Raw genomic sequence first — 15,857 nt, 5'->3', positions numbered from 1 at the left:
GCGCGTCGCACCATCTGTTTTTCCAAGTCGGTTTTAATGCACGACACGGTGATTGGGTTGCTGATTAACCATCTCTTTTTCAAGCTTAATATCCACTTTTAAGGCACGACCCAAGTTTCAAGTAAAAATTATTTGCCTTTTTCCTAAAGCCCAATGGTTTCAATATTTCCTGAAATCCGTCCTTAATTAATTTGTCAAATTTTAGTTCTGATACTGTTTTCATTGTGTCTTACGCTATGTTGGTCTTAAAATTACAGCTAACTCACTAATATACAAACCTTTTGGTTCGTATTACAGCATAGACCTTTTCTCTTAAATAGCCGAAAATGAATCAAGAAAACTTACTGATCATCTAATTTGCGTGTATTGATTGTTTCTGTGCGTTCACTGGCAATACAAAATGCGAATCTTTTCAACGGAACTCATACTCTTTATTAGCAATACAAAATACGTACTTCGCATTTTATATTGTCATGATTGAAAACGAACTCTTGCGTAGTAATGAATGTGTTGGAGTTCCCGTTTGCTTGCAAGCATAAGCCGGGCTACAGCAACCATTTGCTTCTGTCCTTCTGCGTGTTCCAGCCGTTCCTGCTCAATGGTTGTACTCGTGGCTCACATAGGGTTAACAGGTAGTAAAGTTACAGGCCTTATGAAGGTTTAGAATGTTCGTTTTGCGATCGCATCACGATAAAGACGACCGCAAAACGAATCCCTTACTTGACGTATCCTAATTTCCTCGGGATCGTGAAAATCTCGGTCTGCCGTCCGTCGATGTAGCGGAACGTCTGGCCGTCGAAGAAGCCGTCTTCTTCGAGCATGATGCGAATGGTCTTCTTCCACTCGGGCAGTTCTACAGCCGCATTTAACTCAATCGAATAAGCCGTATTGGCCAAGAGTGGGTAGTCACCCGCACCCGCCACGCCTTTCTGCTGATCCCACAAGCCAATAGTTGGGCCGGCTGCGTGACCATGTACCCCAATCGGATGCGAATAAATGGTACCGTTGATGCCTTCTTTTTTGGACTGGTCTAAAGCGGCCAGCAACAGTTGATTTCCGGTACGGCCCGCTTTGAATTGCTCGGTCAGGATTTCCTGTAAGCGGTTGCCTTGTTTGAACGCAGCTTTTATCGACTCAGGTACATCCGTTTCGCCGGGCTTCAGGATGTAGGCGTGTTGTTGCTGGTCGGTGTTCAGGCGCAGGTAGGTGATCCCGAAGTCGACGTGAATCAGGTCGCCGGGCATGATCACCTGCTTGTCGGGCCGTTTCGAGAACGTCCGAAGGTGGTTGAAATCATTGAGATCGGCCCGCTGTACGTCTACCGTTGGGTGAAACCAGGTATCCAGTCCAAGGCTGGTAATGCGCTGCCGGAACCACCAGACCACATCGTCGGTAGTCGTGATGCCCGGCTGGATAACCGCTTCCGAAAAGCCTTCCTGAATGATCTGGTGAGACAGTCGGCAGATCATGGGGTAGAGCGTCATTTCCTTTTCGGTCCGGGTTTCAAGCCAGCCCACCGCTACCTTCTCCGCCGAAACAAGCCGTTTCTGGTACTCTGCGGGTAACTTCTCTAAAAACTCCTTATGCTCGGTGAAGGAGAGACCATCGGCGTGGGCGTAGTTGGTCGACGTATTTAGTCCGATCCTCTTTGGCTTCCGGTCTTCGATGATCTTGACCAACGCTTCCCACTGGTTGGGCCGTACGTCGATATCCCAGGCTCCTTTCAGCAGATTCCCTACGTCGTAGCGGGCAATGGCGAGTTTCTCAAGGCCTTTGTCAACACCCTTCGCATCAAGGCCCTGATCAAAGAATACCATGATCGTGCGTCGGCGAGCCGACAGCCAGGTGCTGGGAAGCATCGTTTTCAGAACAGGGTCTTCGTTGTATTCACGGGAGATGATGATCCACATATCCAGCCCTTCGCGACGCATGAGTTGGGGCAGTAGATTAGTGAAACGGTCTTCCAGCATGTCGTCGACTAGCCGCGCCCGATCCCGTTCGGTCAGGATGGCAACATCCGGGTAATTGGCCGCTGACTGGGCAAGGGCGGTAACGGTAATGAACAGAAAAAACAGGGGTGCGTAGAGGAGTTTGAACATAGATACCAGTGCAGTTTGGAGCAATATACACAAGCGCTTAGGGATTTTTAACAAATTGGGCAGGCAACGATCTGGCCTAAAGATGCATCTTCTTGACAAACCAGCGGTATTTTCAGGCATTGACCACGCTAAAATGGCCCTTTGTGGATGAAGGTGCGGTCTGCTTTCGTTCCTTTAGTACATTCGGACACTGGATATACTCACTATACTAATTCTTTCATGAAGTTCTGTCTATTGCTCTTTACGCTTTTAGCCGTTGCTGCGCATGCCCAAACGGGTCTGCGCGGAACGGTCAAAAACAAACAGGGCGAGGTACTCCCTTACGCAGCCGTTATCATCAAGGGTACCCCCTCCGGCACCATCACCAATGCCGAAGGGCGGTATGAAATTGCGTTGGCACCGGGTAAGTACGATGTCGTTTTCCAGTTTTTGGGCTTTCAGTCGGTGCAGAAACCCGCCGAAATCAGTTCGGGTTTTGCTACGCTTGATGTCGTGCTCGAAGAGCAGGCCTTCCGGCTGGCCGAGGTACAGGCCAAAGCGGGCAACGAAGATCCGGCCTACACCATCATGCGCCGGGCCATTGCTAAAAGCCGGTTCCACCAGTTGCAGGTGCAGCAGTTTCGGGCACGGGTCTATACCAAGTCGAGCGCGACCATTACCGATTTGCCGAATCTGGCTGAAATGGCCTTTCGCAAACAGTTGAAAGAAGCCGAGCGTGATTTCAACTTTAAAGTGGGCGTCCCGATGCTCAATGAGAACGTATCGGAAGTGTCGTTCAGCCAGCCCAACACCTACCGCCAGAAGGTAATTGCCAACCGCAATTCGCAGGGTGATTTCCTGAATCCCAGCCGCTTTTTTAACGTCAGCTTTTACTCGCCAACCGTGTCGGATGTTGTTTCGCCCCTGTCGCCGAAGGCCTTCGCTTACTACAAATTCGAATACAAGGGTACCTTTCGGGAGCAGGGGCCCGATGGTGTTCCGGTGGAGATCAGCAAGATTCAGGTCATCCCGCGTCAGTACGGGGAAGGGGTTTTTCGGGGGTCGATCTTTATCATCGAGAATACCTGGGCTATCCACAGTCTTCAACTGGAAACGGTGAATAACATTGGGCTGTCGTTCACGATCCGGCACGTATGCAGCCCCGTGAAAGGCGTCTGGATGCCCACCAACCAGCGCTATAACGTAGCTGGCTCGTATCTGGGCGTGAAGGGGCATGGACAATATGTTCGCAGTATTACGTTCAACGAGTTTGTGGTCAACCCGGCGTTTGTTGAAGATATTCAGGTGGCCGACGAGAAGAAAGGGGCACCCGCCGAGACGCTGGCGAAGCGGGATATCAAAGGCAAACAACTCGAAGACCTAGTGAAGAAACAAAAGGAGTTCTCGACCAAAAATCTCCGCCAGATGGTCAAAGAGTATGAGAAGCAGGAGAAACTCGCCCGCAAGAACCGGAAAGAGGACGTAACCGTCGTGCGCGATGATTCACTCGTGATTGACTCGCTGGCCCAGAAACGCTCAAACGTGTTCTGGGACTCGCTGCGGTCGGTGCCGCTGACGAATGCTGAGACGAAAAGCTACCAGAAGAATGACAGCCTGAAGATTGCCCGTACGGTCGACAAGGTAAAGATCGATGGTACCGGAAAGCGCGACACGACCCGGAAGGCTCCCAATCGGTTTTTGCCGGGGCAGTTGCTGTCGGGTAAGACGTGGAATTTGACTAAACAAACGGCGCTGATCTATACCAGCCCGCTGACCCGTATCGAGTATAACACGGTGGAAGGATACGCCGTAGAAGGAGTGCTCAACCTGCGCTACCGGTCAAAAGTCGATTCGATAAACCGCTTCCAGCAAATTCAGTTGGGCGAGTGGAACGTTGGCGGCACCGGGCGAGACCAATTCGGGCGGAAGCAACTCGTGGGTTTTGGTCTGGCGAGTTACCAGCACAAGAACACGAAGGTGAGCCTGTCGGGAGGGCGCTACCTGTACCAGTTCAACCCCGACAATCCGATCAGCCCGGCGCTGAATACGTTGACGACGCTGCTGTTCGAGCAGAACTTCGCCAAGCTGTACCAGAAAGACTTCGTGAACCTGACCATTAGCGCATCGCCTTTTAAGGAGCGTCTGGTATTGACCGGTAGCCTTGAACAGACACAACGCAGCGAACTGGCTAATTTCAAGGAAAACATCAAGCCGTGGATCAACTGGCGCAACCGCACCTTTACAGCCAACCGCCCGCAGAATGCTGAATTGAACGGCCCTGAATCGACGGGATTCCCAACCCATCAGGCTACGCTCCTGGACCTGACCGCATCGGGACGGCTGGGCGCTACCGAGTATACGATCCGAAACGGTCGGCGCATAGCCCGGCGCGACAACGACAGCCCGCTGCTCACGGTGAACTACCGGAAAGGCATGGGCGATGTCGACTACGACTTTTTGCAAGCGTCTATTGCGCATTCGTTCGAGACGGGTATTCGAAGCCAGTTGAACTACAAACTGGCCGCCGGGGCGTTCCTGAATGACAAGAAGCTGTACTTTCCCGATTTCAAGCATTTCGCCGGTAACGAATTCTTCCTGCAACAGGGCGACGTGGTATCGGGTTTCCGGCTGTTGCCGTATTACCAATACAGTACGGGCAAGCGGTTTGCTGAAGCCCACGTTCTGGCCGAGTTTCGTAAGTTCCTGATCACGCAGCTAACCCTGGTTCGACTAACGGGATTGAAGGAAAACGTATTCATTCATTACCTGTACACCCCTGCCTCGAAGAACTACACCGAAGTTGGCTACGGTCTCGACGGCCTGATCCCGCAGGTGCTTCCCTTCTTCCGCGTCGAAGTCATCTCGCAGTGGCAGGACGCCAGCTACAAAGGACTCGGCTTCCGAATCGGGACGACGCTGAAATTTGGCCGCTAAGTGTTCTGCGTCAACTTATGGGGACACGGATTACACAGATGAACGGATTAAAATCGACAAAATCTGTTTTAATCCGTTCTATCTGTGTAATCCGTGTCCCATCTACTATGCAACGACGCTCGTTCATTCAAACATCGCTGGCGGCAACGGCCGGTCTTAGCCAGCTTAGCCTGACCGCACCCATGGAACTACCCGAACCAAAGCCGGATAAGCTACCGCGCTGGCGGGGTTTTAACCTGCTCGAAAAATTTGTAGCGGGCAAGACCGGTCCCGAACCAGCCGGACCCTACAAAGAGCAGGATTTTGAGATGATCGCCGACTGGGGATTCAATTTTGTCCGGCTACCCATGTCGTACCACTGCTGGGCCACGCCAGACCCGGCGCACTGGACAGAGCTGGATGAGCGGGTACTGAAAGAGGTCGATCAGGCGGTGGATTTTGGTAAGCAGCACAAACTCCACGTAAACCTGAACCTCCACCGTATTCCGGGCTACTGCGTCAATCCGCCCGCCGAGCCACTCAACCTCTGGACCGACGAGCGGGCCCTCGAAGCCGCTGTCTTCCACTGGAAACACCTGGCCGAGCGTTACAAAGGCCGACCAAACCGGGAAGTATCGTTCGACCTCATCAACGAGCCTAATACGGATGAAGCCAGCTACGTGCGGGTTGTTACGGCGCTGGTCGAAGGAATTCGGTCTATTGATCCGAACCGGCTGATCATTGCCGATGGCTTGCAGTATGGGAACCAGCCGGTAGCCAAACTAGCCAGCCTGAAACTGGGTCAGAGCACACGGGGCTATCTGCCCATGAACGTCAGTCATTATAACGCCGAATGGGTGCCGATGCTTAAAGGTTCACCCCCGCCAACCTGGCCTGCTACGTGGATGAACACCACCTGGAACGCCAAAACGCTGAAAACCTTTGCTATAGAGCCGTGGCAAAAGCTACAGAAACAGGGCGTTGGCGTGCACGTTGGTGAATGGGGCTGCTATAACAAAACGCCCCATGATGTGGCCCTGCGCTGGATGGAAGATCAGTTAAAGCTCTGGAAAGGGGCGGGCTGGGGCTGGTCGCTGTGGAATTTCCGGGGGGCGTTCGGTATCCTGAACAGTGACCGTAGCGACGTGACCTACAAGAATTACAAGGGTATGCAGCTGGACGAAAAAATGCTGGCCCTGCTGCGCGATTATTAACCAGTGTTGAACTCCGTTTCGCGATGTGTTGAGTTAACTGAAGATGTTGTTTTAGTAATCGTTCACCTAATATAACCACTACCAGGGGCTACGCCCACTGGCAGGGTACGCGAATAACCCTGCCAGTGGGCGTAGCCCCTGGTAGTGGTTATTCGCGTACTGATTATACCGGTAGTGGTTATACTGGTAGTGGTTAGGCACCTAATAAAAACAGAAGATAAAGTAAGGGGTGGCATTCACTGCGTAACTAAATTCGGGCGATGGCGTTACTCCTTTGACAATCCTGTTCAAAAAACTGTGCAGAACATAAACGATTTATTCGATGTCTTTCCCCGGTCCGGCCGGGTGGAGTGGATCGGTATCCGTACCGAACGTCGCGCGCCGGTGACGGTTGTATCCTCGATTGACGTTTCTGAGAAAAAAGGGCTGCTGGGCGATCATTACAGCGGGCAATCGGGGAATCGACATGTTACGCTTATCCAGGCTGAACACCTGCCGGTAGTAGCTGCCATGACCGGCCGTGATACCCTCGACCCGGCTCTGGTACGCCGGAATATTGTAGTGTCCGGCGTGAATTTGCTGGCGTTGAAAGATCATAGCATCCAACTTGGCGATGTCACCCTGATGATAACCGGCCAATGTCATCCGTGTTCCAAAATGGAAACTATACTCGGAGCGGGTGGCTACAACGCCATGCGTGGTCACAGCGGCATGACGGCCAAAGTGTTGAAAGGGGGTACTATTCAGGTAGGCGACGAGGTTGTTGTGCTGGCGAAGGAATTAATTTCAACCACCTGAAAACGTGCTGAAGCCCGTGGTACGTTAGTTTTCTGGGTCGGCTTTGATGCGGCTGGGGCGGTTGAACCCGTACCGGAAGCGATTACGAAGTTGCTGGATGGTATTGATCAAGTCGTAATCGGTCGACTGGAGCAGAAACTCATCGTCGAATTCGCCAAAGTCGATGAACCGGTCGATGTCATCCCCTTTCAGATTCGTCGCCTGATCGATTAGTAACCGCAGCCGTTCGAGGGCCAGGGCATGCCGACGATCCTGCTGCATGATCACATAGGCTTTGCGGTCGGACTTGGGGCGTTTGCCAAACATTTCGTAGAGCAGCGTAACGCCCGCCCCGTCGGCCAGCCGATCAAATGCCTGTTCACCCGTCACTTTTTTCGATGCGGTAGGTTCGGCCAGGATCTGCTGAATTTCCCGTTTTACCTCTTCGTAGCGCTTGGCCGTCACCGTCACCTCAGCCAGATCGACCACGCGGTAGGGCATAGGCGGTAACGCGCGGGCGACAATGGTTGGGTTTTCTGATCCATCGTAGCGGATGGCCACCCGACTGTAAAGCTGGCTGGTCAGGATGAGCGAGTCGCCGGGCTGTATCGTCAGAAAGAATCGGCCGCTCGTGTTGGTACGGGCGCGCTGCCGGGTGCGCTGGTTGACGACCGTTGCCCGATCGACCGGTTTGCTGGATACCTGATCAATAACCGTCCCAATCACATACTTGCCCTGCGCCCAGGTCCTGCCGGGGCAGGCAGCCGTCAATAGCAACAGAACTAGCAGCAGGGTATAGCGCATAGGGTTACGTACCAGATGAAAACAATTCGTGCCACGACGTTGAGCCGTGGCACGAATACGTACGGTAAAATTATGGAATTTAAGCCTGTCGAACGCGACGTGGGCGTTAAAAAACGTTAATCAGCCGCTGTAGCCGGTCGGGGGTCATTTCCGTGAAATCGTGAATCACATCGTCGACGAAAGGCCACAATTCATCGGGTGTTTGGGTCGTAGCCACACCAACGACCGTTGCGCCAGATGCCTTACCTGCCTGAATCCCCGTCATCGAATCCTCAAACACAACACTATCGGCAGGTTCAACACCCAGCAGGGTCATGGCTTTCTGATAAATTTCCGGGTCAGGTTTGGGGTGACTGACCATACTTTCGTTCAGGAGCACGTCGAAGTATTGACGAATGTCGAGCGCGTCCATGACAAAGTCCAGGTTTTCGACCGGGGCCGAGGTGGCAACGGCCGTACGGATACCGGCTGCTTTAAGGGCTTTCAGGAAATCAACCAATCCCGCGACGGCCACGATCTCCGAGCGATATAACTCCCGGAAAAGCGCTTCCTTCTCATGACTCAGCCGCGCTACCTCTTCCGGTGTCAGCGTCCGGTCGGTAAACAGGTGAGCGACAATGTGCGAGTTGTGCTTCCCCGATATATGCTCGACAAATTCGTCGTCGCTCAGGGTTTTGCCATAGCGTTCGTAATATTCGCGCCAGGCTGTTTTGTGGTGTGGGTTCGTATCGACGATCACCCCGTCCATATCAAAAATTATTGCTTTCATAAATGAGGGAAGAGAGGGAGAAGGGAGAAAGGAGGGAAGGGACGAGGGGGAGGCTGACGCATGTATTTTCCCACTCGCCCCTTTCCTCCCTCTACTCCCCCTCTTCCCTTTCCTCCTTTAAAATAAATTAACAATACGGGATAGCCAGGCCGATATCAGCAGCATCACAGCCACAAATCCCAGTCCGTAATACAACCCGAAGGCTTCGGCGACGAAGCCAATAACAGGCGGCCCGGCCAGAAAACCGATAAAACTAAACGTAGCAAATGTAGCCAGCCCGGCTGCAGGTGGAATGCCGGGCACACGCAGGGCAGCAGCATACAGGATTGGTGCCCCCAGGGAGCAACCCGCCCCCAGTAAGGCAAACCCGATCAGGGCCGTTGGCGGATAGGGCAGGGCAATGGCGAAGAATAGACCCGCTGCGGCCAGTACACCGCCAATCTGAAGCCACCGTTTGGCCCCGATTTTAGGAATGATCGCATCGCCCAGGAAGCGGAAGCCGGTCATGGTCAGGGAGAAGCTACCAAAGCCGAGGGCGGCAATCTGGCTGCTGGCCCCGAGGGTTTCGCGCAGGTAAACGGCACTCCAGTCGAAAGCGGCTCCTTCGCCCATAGCCAGTGCCAGACCAATCAAAATCATCAATAGCAAGTCGCGGTTGGGCTTTACGAACGATGAGCCCGTTTTCTCGCCCGTGTCCGTCTGGCTGCTCGACGGTATATCGGCCAGTGTCGATTGCAGGGCCAGCGTCATCAGCAGCACCAGTCCCGCCATAACCATCACGTGAATGGGTGGCGAGACATGAAAGGCTATGACGGCACCCGCCACGCCGGACCCGAGTAGTCCGCCTAAACTCCACATGCCGTGGCAGGAAGACATAATGACAATGCCCCGCGCCCTTTCCAGGTTGGTAGCACAGGTGTTCATCGCTACGTTAATGAGGGCTGCATTGAGACCCAGCAGAAACAGACCAATGGCCAGAATAAAAGGGTTGGGTGCGTTGAGGGGAATACAAATCGATATACACAAACCCACCGCCGACCAGAAACAGGCTCGCGCTTCGCCAAGTTTGGCAATGACCCAGCCCGTAATGGGATTCATCGTCAGGAGGCCAACCGGCATGGCAAACAGCAACAACCCCAGCTCCGAATCGGACAGGTGTAGTTTCGCTTTTACATACGGGATATGCGACACCCAACTACCGAACAGAATACTGTCGGAGGCAAAGACCAGACCGATAACCAGCGCCTGCCGGTTTAAAAAAAACGTCATCAGATTCCGCACGAATGGGTTACGATGCGGCTGATCCAAAGAGATACTTGAATTCATAGTACAAAAATAGCCGACGGTTGCCGGCTATTTTTCAAATAGATTACCCGTTATTGATGCTGTATTGCTTCTTTAAGAGCAATAGTCGTTAATTCATTGTTAACGACGTACTATTTTTGAGGTAGCCCGTCATTGCTTTCCGTAATTTTTCGACCTTTGGCAACGACACCCGCTGGATGTAAGGCTGGTCGGGATGCAGGGCGAAATAGTTTTGGTGGTAGTTCTCGGCGGGGTAAAATACCGTGATAGGCGTTACTTCCGTTACAACCCGGTTGGCATAGTGCTTCGAGTCGTTGGTACGTTTGATGGCCGCCTGGATTTCCGCTTTTTCGGCGGGTGTTCGGTAAAAAGCAACCGACCGATAATCGCGGCCCGCGTCGGGTCCCTGCCGGTTAAGGGTGGTAGGGTCGTGACCCGCAAAAAAAGCGTCGAGTAGCTGCGCGTAGGTGATAACGGTTGGGTCATAATATACCTGAACCGATTCAGCATGGCCGGTTTGGTCGGTACCTACCTGTTCATAGGTCGGGTTTTTGACGTTACCGCCTGCATAGCCGGAAATAACCTCGCGAACGCCTTTGAGCTGATTCATGCCTTCTTCCAGTGCCCAGAAGCATCCACCGGCAAAGGTTGCTACCGCTTCGCCCGGTTTAGGCGTTGGGAGTTTAGCCGGTGCGTAGTCGTTGGACTGAGCCAGGGTGCAGTTCGCCATCATCAGCAGGCTTAGCACGTATAAATGAATCCGTTTCATGGTGTTCTTGTTAACGATCAATTAGTGTATAAACGAAGGAAAAGCCGTTCCAGTTTCCTGCCCGGATCCGCTGGTCGCCAAAGTGAAGTACTTTATACTGTTCCGGTTATGGGATGGAGTGTAAAACCCCGGTCTTTAGGCCGGGGATATAAACGACTGCCGACCGAAAGGCGGCTAAAGGACTTGCCAAACTACCGGGTTTTCTGGTTTTCGATATAGGCCTGAATAGCTGCTTCGGAAATATTGCCCACTGATTCACAGTAGTACGACCTTGACCATAATGCAGGTAGCTTTGTCTTAAGCCACCTAAACTCATTTCGGAGTTCAAATGAGGCCCGGCCTTTAAACTGAGACACTACATGGTTAGGGCTATCAGTTGGCCCGCACTTAACGAAAACGTGTACATGGTCAGGCATCACTTCTAAGCTGGCAATCGCCCATTCGTGTTCAGCAGCTACTTTCAGCAAGATTTCTTTCAGTCTGATTTCGACATCCCCTGTCAGCACCTTACGCCGGTATTTGGGGCACCATATCAGGTGATAGCCAATGTTGTAGACGCATCCGCGAGAGGAATTAAGTTTCTTTTCCATGTTGCGAAATTAACCCTAAAACCTTAACTTTACCCTATGAACTTAACAACGCTCAGCTACAGAATTAAAGATGAAACGGCGGGTAAGCATCTGATACAGATGAGCTACTCATGTACGTTCGTCTGGAATTTCTGCAACCAGAGCAACGCCGAACGGTGGGCTAAGTTCGGAAAGACCTTTACTGCTTTCGACCTCAATAAACTCACGGCCGGTTGTGCTAAAGACTTGGGGTTGCATTCGCAAACTGTTCAGGCCGTTGCGGAAGAATACGCCAAGTGTTGTAAGCAATTCAAACGGGTAAAACTGAACTGGCGCTCCCGCAAAAAGTCCCTCGGCTGGATTCCCTTCAAAGCGTCGGGAATAAAGATTGAGCATGATAGTATTACCTACGGCGGCCGCCCATTCCGGTTCTGGTTGTCCCGTCCGATTGGTGGTAGGGTACGCTTTGGCTCATTCGCACAAGACAGTAAAGGCCACTGGTTCGTGAATCTGGTGGTTGAAAAGTCTGTTGAGATCAGAACACCAACGGGTAAAGAATGTGGTATCGACTTGGGATTGAAAACTCTGGCTACCCTGTCAGATGGTGTTGAGTTGAGCCGCGAAAACTTGACCCGCCAATACGAAGTGCAGTTAGCCAGGGCCCAACGTGCGCGTAAGAAAAAGCGCGTAACAGCCATACACACTAAAATCAAGAACAAACGTAAAGACTGGAACCACAAAGCCACTACGCGCTTAGTACGCGAGTACGACCGTATTTCGGTGGGCAATGTTAGCAGTTCCAACCTAAAGAAAACACGAATGGCCAAAAGCGTTTCTGACGCTGGTTGGGCCGACTTCAAACTGATGCTTTCGTATAAATCCATTGGGATTGGCACGGTGTACACTGAAGTGAATGAAAGTTTCTCAACCGTCACCTGTTCAAGCTGCAAAGCTCGTTCAGGGCCGAGAGGTCAAGCGGGACTGGGAGTAAGAGAGTGGGTATGTGTCGAATGTGGGTCTCGTCATAATCGAGATCAAAACGCGGCCAAGAACATACTATGGCACGGGCTACCCCGCATTCTCCGTACAGGACATTGTACGCCATTAAGGGAATCCCCGCGCCTTTAGGCCGGGGAGGATGTCAAAGCCGTAGTAAACAATAAACTCAGATGAAGCTCCAGTTTGAAAAAATTGAACCCGAAGCCGGCAGTTCGTTCAAAGTTGTTCACGATACAAATGCCAAGTCGTGTTGGGTTTACTGGCATTACCATCCCGAATATGAAATCGTTTATATTCCGTTTGGCACCGGCCAGCGCCGGGTAGGGACTAACGTGTCGAGTTACGAAGAAGGCGAACTGGTGTTTATTGGTCCAAACCTGCCGCATCTTAATTTCAGTTATGGCAAAGAGGGTCAGTTTGAAGAGATTGTTGTACAGATGCGCGACGATTTTCTGGGGGGCTCTTTTTTTCAGGCACCTGAACTGGCAAACGTCCGGCGGCTATTCGAACGGGCTCACATGGGCCTGACCTTTGGCATTGAAACCAAGCATCGGGTAGGCCCCTGGCTGTCGCAGATGCCCGGTCAGGTTCCCTTCGAGCGGATGCTTACTCTGTTGCGGGTACTGGAAGCCCTGTCGACAGCGCACGATGCTCACCCTCTCCACGCCGACGGCGTTCAGTTCGACCTGAATCCAAAAGAGCAGGAGCGGTTCAATCGGGTGTGTCAATACGTTGAGCAGCATTATGCCGAGCCTGTCAACGTGCGGGCTGTAGCTGATCTGGCCAGCCTGACGGTCCCCGCTTTCTGCCGGTATTTTAAGCGGATGACACACTTGACCTTTACTGATTTCGTGAATGAGTATCGGGTCAATCAGGCGCGCCGTCTGCTCCACTCCGCCCGAACTGTCGCCGATGTCAGCGCCGATGTTGGCTTCAATAACCTGTCGCACTTCAACAAAACGTTCCGGGCCGTAACGGGTCAGACACCCAGTACGTACCGCAAGGCGCTGGTTGGCCACTAGTAGCTTGTCGAACAGTTGGATAACTCCCCCGCCCTGTCCCCTAAACAGTAAGTCCCTGCCCAACGTTACGTTTGTTCAAATACTCATGATACGGAATGAAAAAGGGATGGATTATTGCACTTCTGCTGCTCCTTATAGGCGGTCTGGGGGCTTACGTATGGTACAGTCGGCTAAAGAACAATGCTGCCGCCGAAGGGGGAGCGTATGACAACACCCTCAAACCGCGTCTGGAGATGAGCAATGCCACGATCACCAATATCGACGCCGATAAGATCGATATGACCGTCCGGATGCTGATCGATAATCCACTGCCAGTCGGGTTCAAAGCAAAAGGACTCAACTACACCGTTCTGATGGCCAATACGCCCATCGTGCAGGACAAATACGAAAAAACGATCGAGGTTAAATCGGGCGACAGCACGTATGTTACCCTGCCTATGAGGGTACTGCTCAAACAGATGACGCAGGTGCTGAAGACGCTCGACAAAAAAGATATCGACAGTACAACCTACACTATTCAGACTACGTTTGACCTCGACGTGCCCATTCTGGGCGAGCGCACGTTTAAAACAACCATCAACAAACGTCTGCCAACGTATTACGTTCCTGAGATCAAAATCGATGATATCGACTTTGGCAAAGTTGGGCTCAAGCGCACCGATGTAGCCGCTAAAGTACGGGTGGTCAACCGGAATAAATTCCCGTACAACTTCACCGATACGCACTACTCCGTTTTTATCGATGGTAAACTGATTTCCGAAGGCGATCAGCCGGAGCCGATCCTGATCAGGGCGCAGGCAACAACGCCGGTTGTGTTCCCCGTAAGTATGAAACCGGGGCAGGCGCTCAGTATCATACCAGATGCTTTGTTCAACAAAGAGACCACACCTTACATGATTAATTTCCGGTGCAGGATCGTTGATAAAGACAAGAGCGCAGCGTTCAATAACAGCAAGATGAACATGCAGATCAAGGGGACGCTGGCCGATTTCAAGAAGCTGGCCAGTGCCGCTGCTGAAAAGAAGGACGCTCAACAGGATGCGGAAAAAGCTGACAGGAAAGAAGAGCGGCAGGAGAAACGGGAAGAGCGAAAGGAAGAACGGCAGGAGCGCCGGGAAGAACGAAAGGAAGCTAAAGATAACGCATGAAATCCCACTATGATCTAATTGCCATTGGTGCCGGTTCGGCTGGGTTGGGCGTTGCCATTGCCATGAAACGACTCGGGTTCGATGTGCTGATCGTTGACCGCACCGATCACCGTATCGGGGGCGATTGTCTGAACGATGGCTGTGTGCCCAGTAAAGCCCTTATCCACGTGAGCCGCCTGGTGCACAGTGCTAGACGGGTGCAGCCTTTTGGCTGGAAAGCAGACGGCAAAACGGATCTGGCAGCCGTAATGCAGTACGTTCGGGAACGGCAGGATGTGATTCGGACCCACGAAAATGCAACCCACCTGCGCGATGCAGAAGGGCTGGATGTTGAGCTGGGTGCCGCCCGGTTTACAGGCAGACAGGAAATAGAGATCGCTGGCGACGATGGGTTGATCCAGCGCGTGTCGGCCAAAAATATAGTACTCTGTACGGGGTCAAAACCGCAAACGCTGCAAGCCGAAGGTATCGACAGGGTAACCGTCTATACCAACGAGAACATTTTCACCCTCAACGAACTGCCCGAACGATTACTTATCGTAGGTGCAGGCCCAATTGGTATGGAAATGGGGCAGGCCTTTCAGCGACTTGGGAGTCAGGTTACCGTGGTAGGGTCCGAAGACCGAATCATGAGCAAAGAGCTACCTGAAGTTTCCGGCCTGCTACAAAAACGATTGACAGCGGAAGGGGTGGCCTTTAAACTCGGTTGCCGGGTAAACGCGTTTTCTGATGCCAATACGGCTGAAGTAGAACACAAAGACGGCTCCACGGAGCAGATACCATTCGATGTGATCCTGGTAGCAGTAGGGCGAACCTTTCATTTCGACGATCTGAATCTCCCGGCTGCTGGCATCGACCTGAACGACAAAGGCCAGATCAAGCTCAACGATTACTTGCAGACGACAAACGGGCACGTGTTTGCTGCCGGTGATGCAGCGGCTGGTTCCCCCGCCGGAACCCGTTACTTCTCCCACGCAGCCGAACTGCATGTATCGACGCTGATCAACAACTTCATTACGCCCGGAAAAGTGCTGGACAAGAAGCTGAGCTACGACTCGTTCTCGTGGGTAACCTTTACCGACCCCGAGGTGGCCACGTTTGGTTTAACAGAACAGGACCTGAAAGAGCGTAAGATCAGCTACGAACGGATCGACTATGATTTTGGTCATGACGACCGCGCTATCATTGAGGGATATGAGTATGCCAAACTGATCTTGTTTACGACCCCCGATGGTATAAACCCGTTTGGTACGAAAATTCTGGGTGGTACTATGATTGCCCCAAACGCGGGCGAACTGTCGCAGGAGTTGATTCTGGCGGTTGAGCAGAAGTTAACGGCGGGCGCTTTTTTTAATAAAATCTACCCGTATCCAACCGCCAGCCGAGTCAATAAATCGGTTTGGGTCGATCACATTTCCGACAATTTGCCCGGGGTAGCTAAGAAAGCAGTCAGGTGGTTATACTGAGTGTGTTGTACACTGTTTATTTTG

14 protein-coding genes are annotated in these 15,857 nt (G+C 52.3%); 8 read left to right on the top strand and 6 right to left on the bottom strand.

Annotated elements, in window-relative coordinates:
* Positions 1 to 12 precede the first annotated feature (12 nt).
* On the top strand, positions 13 to 102 hold the full coding sequence (locus FH603_RS29190) for a hypothetical protein (protein ID WP_394366387.1): 90 nt from the start codon (positions 13 to 15) through the stop codon (positions 100 to 102).
* A 614-nt stretch (positions 103 to 716) separates the two neighbouring features.
* Here FH603_RS29190 and FH603_RS02475 read toward each other — a convergent pair.
* A complete protein-coding gene (locus FH603_RS02475) occupies positions 717 to 2,099 on the bottom strand; it encodes a M24 family metallopeptidase (protein ID WP_186735708.1) in 1,383 nt (460 codons plus the stop codon).
* A 219-nt stretch (positions 2,100 to 2,318) separates the two neighbouring features.
* Here FH603_RS02475 and FH603_RS02470 point away from each other — a divergent pair, with 219 nt between their 5' ends.
* From FH603_RS02470 to FH603_RS02460, 3 genes are all read left to right on the top strand, one after another.
* On the top strand, positions 2,319 to 5,012 hold the full coding sequence (locus tag FH603_RS02470; RefSeq protein WP_186735706.1) for a DUF5686 and carboxypeptidase regulatory-like domain-containing protein: 2,694 nt from the start codon (positions 2,319 to 2,321) through the stop codon (positions 5,010 to 5,012).
* Positions 5,013 to 5,119: 107 nt separating this feature from the next.
* Positions 5,120 to 6,205, top strand: coding sequence for a glycoside hydrolase family 5 protein (locus FH603_RS02465; protein WP_186735704.1), 1,086 nt, complete (start codon positions 5,120 to 5,122; stop codon positions 6,203 to 6,205).
* Positions 6,206 to 6,502: 297 nt separating this feature from the next.
* Positions 6,503 to 7,003 carry an MOSC domain-containing protein gene (locus tag FH603_RS02460; protein ID WP_186735702.1) on the top strand — a complete coding sequence of 167 codons (501 nt, stop codon included), beginning with the start codon at positions 6,503 to 6,505 and terminating at the stop codon, positions 7,001 to 7,003.
* A 24-nt stretch (positions 7,004 to 7,027) separates the two neighbouring features.
* Here the strand turns inward: FH603_RS02460 and FH603_RS02455 are convergent, their stop codons facing one another.
* The 5 genes from FH603_RS02455 to tnpA all read right to left on the bottom strand — a co-directional run bounded on the left by FH603_RS02455 (position 7,028) and on the right by tnpA (position 11,219).
* Positions 7,028 to 7,786 carry a peptidase associated/transthyretin-like domain-containing protein gene (locus FH603_RS02455; RefSeq protein WP_186735700.1) on the bottom strand — a complete coding sequence of 253 codons (759 nt, stop codon included), beginning with the start codon at positions 7,784 to 7,786 and terminating at the stop codon, positions 7,028 to 7,030.
* A gap of 106 nt (positions 7,787 to 7,892) precedes the next feature.
* Positions 7,893 to 8,555 carry an HAD family hydrolase gene (locus FH603_RS02450; RefSeq protein ID WP_186735699.1) on the bottom strand — a complete coding sequence of 221 codons (663 nt, stop codon included), beginning with the start codon at positions 8,553 to 8,555 and terminating at the stop codon, positions 7,893 to 7,895.
* Between the two features lie 117 nt (positions 8,556 to 8,672).
* Positions 8,673 to 9,881, bottom strand: coding sequence for an MFS transporter (locus FH603_RS02445; RefSeq protein WP_186735697.1), 1,209 nt, complete (start codon positions 9,879 to 9,881; stop codon positions 8,673 to 8,675).
* 88 nt (positions 9,882 to 9,969) lie between these two features.
* Complete coding sequence (msrA, locus tag FH603_RS02440; RefSeq protein ID WP_186735695.1) at positions 9,970 to 10,629, bottom strand: peptide-methionine (S)-S-oxide reductase MsrA; 660 nt, start codon at positions 10,627 to 10,629, stop codon at positions 9,970 to 9,972.
* 191 nt (positions 10,630 to 10,820) lie between these two features.
* Entirely contained in the window at positions 10,821 to 11,219 is a 399-nt protein-coding gene (gene tnpA / locus FH603_RS02435) for an IS200/IS605 family transposase (RefSeq protein WP_186735693.1), read from the bottom strand.
* Positions 11,220 to 11,255: 36 nt separating this feature from the next.
* Here tnpA and FH603_RS02430 point away from each other — a divergent pair, with 36 nt between their 5' ends.
* The 4 genes from FH603_RS02430 to FH603_RS02415 all read left to right on the top strand — a co-directional run bounded on the left by FH603_RS02430 (position 11,256) and on the right by FH603_RS02415 (position 15,833).
* Entirely contained in the window at positions 11,256 to 12,326 is a 1,071-nt protein-coding gene (locus tag FH603_RS02430) for an RNA-guided endonuclease InsQ/TnpB family protein (RefSeq protein WP_208493157.1), read from the top strand.
* A 41-nt stretch (positions 12,327 to 12,367) separates the two neighbouring features.
* Positions 12,368 to 13,219: an AraC family transcriptional regulator gene (locus tag FH603_RS02425; RefSeq protein WP_186735691.1), complete on the top strand. Its 852-nt coding sequence runs from the start codon at positions 12,368 to 12,370 to the stop codon at positions 13,217 to 13,219.
* Positions 13,220 to 13,314: 95 nt separating this feature from the next.
* Positions 13,315 to 14,367 carry an LEA/WHy family protein gene (locus FH603_RS02420; protein ID WP_186735689.1) on the top strand — a complete coding sequence of 351 codons (1,053 nt, stop codon included), beginning with the start codon at positions 13,315 to 13,317 and terminating at the stop codon, positions 14,365 to 14,367.
* Positions 14,364 to 15,833, top strand: a complete 1,470-nt coding sequence (locus tag FH603_RS02415; protein WP_186735687.1) for a dihydrolipoyl dehydrogenase family protein — start codon at positions 14,364 to 14,366, stop codon at positions 15,831 to 15,833. Before FH603_RS02420 ends, FH603_RS02415 begins: the two co-directional genes overlap by 4 nt.
* The last annotated feature ends 24 nt before the right edge of the window (positions 15,834 to 15,857 follow it).

The organism is Spirosoma utsteinense, assembly GCF_014282275.1.
Lineage (GTDB): Bacteria > Bacteroidota > Bacteroidia > Cytophagales > Spirosomataceae > Spirosoma > Spirosoma utsteinense.
This window is presented reverse-complemented; position numbering and strand designations above follow the sequence as displayed.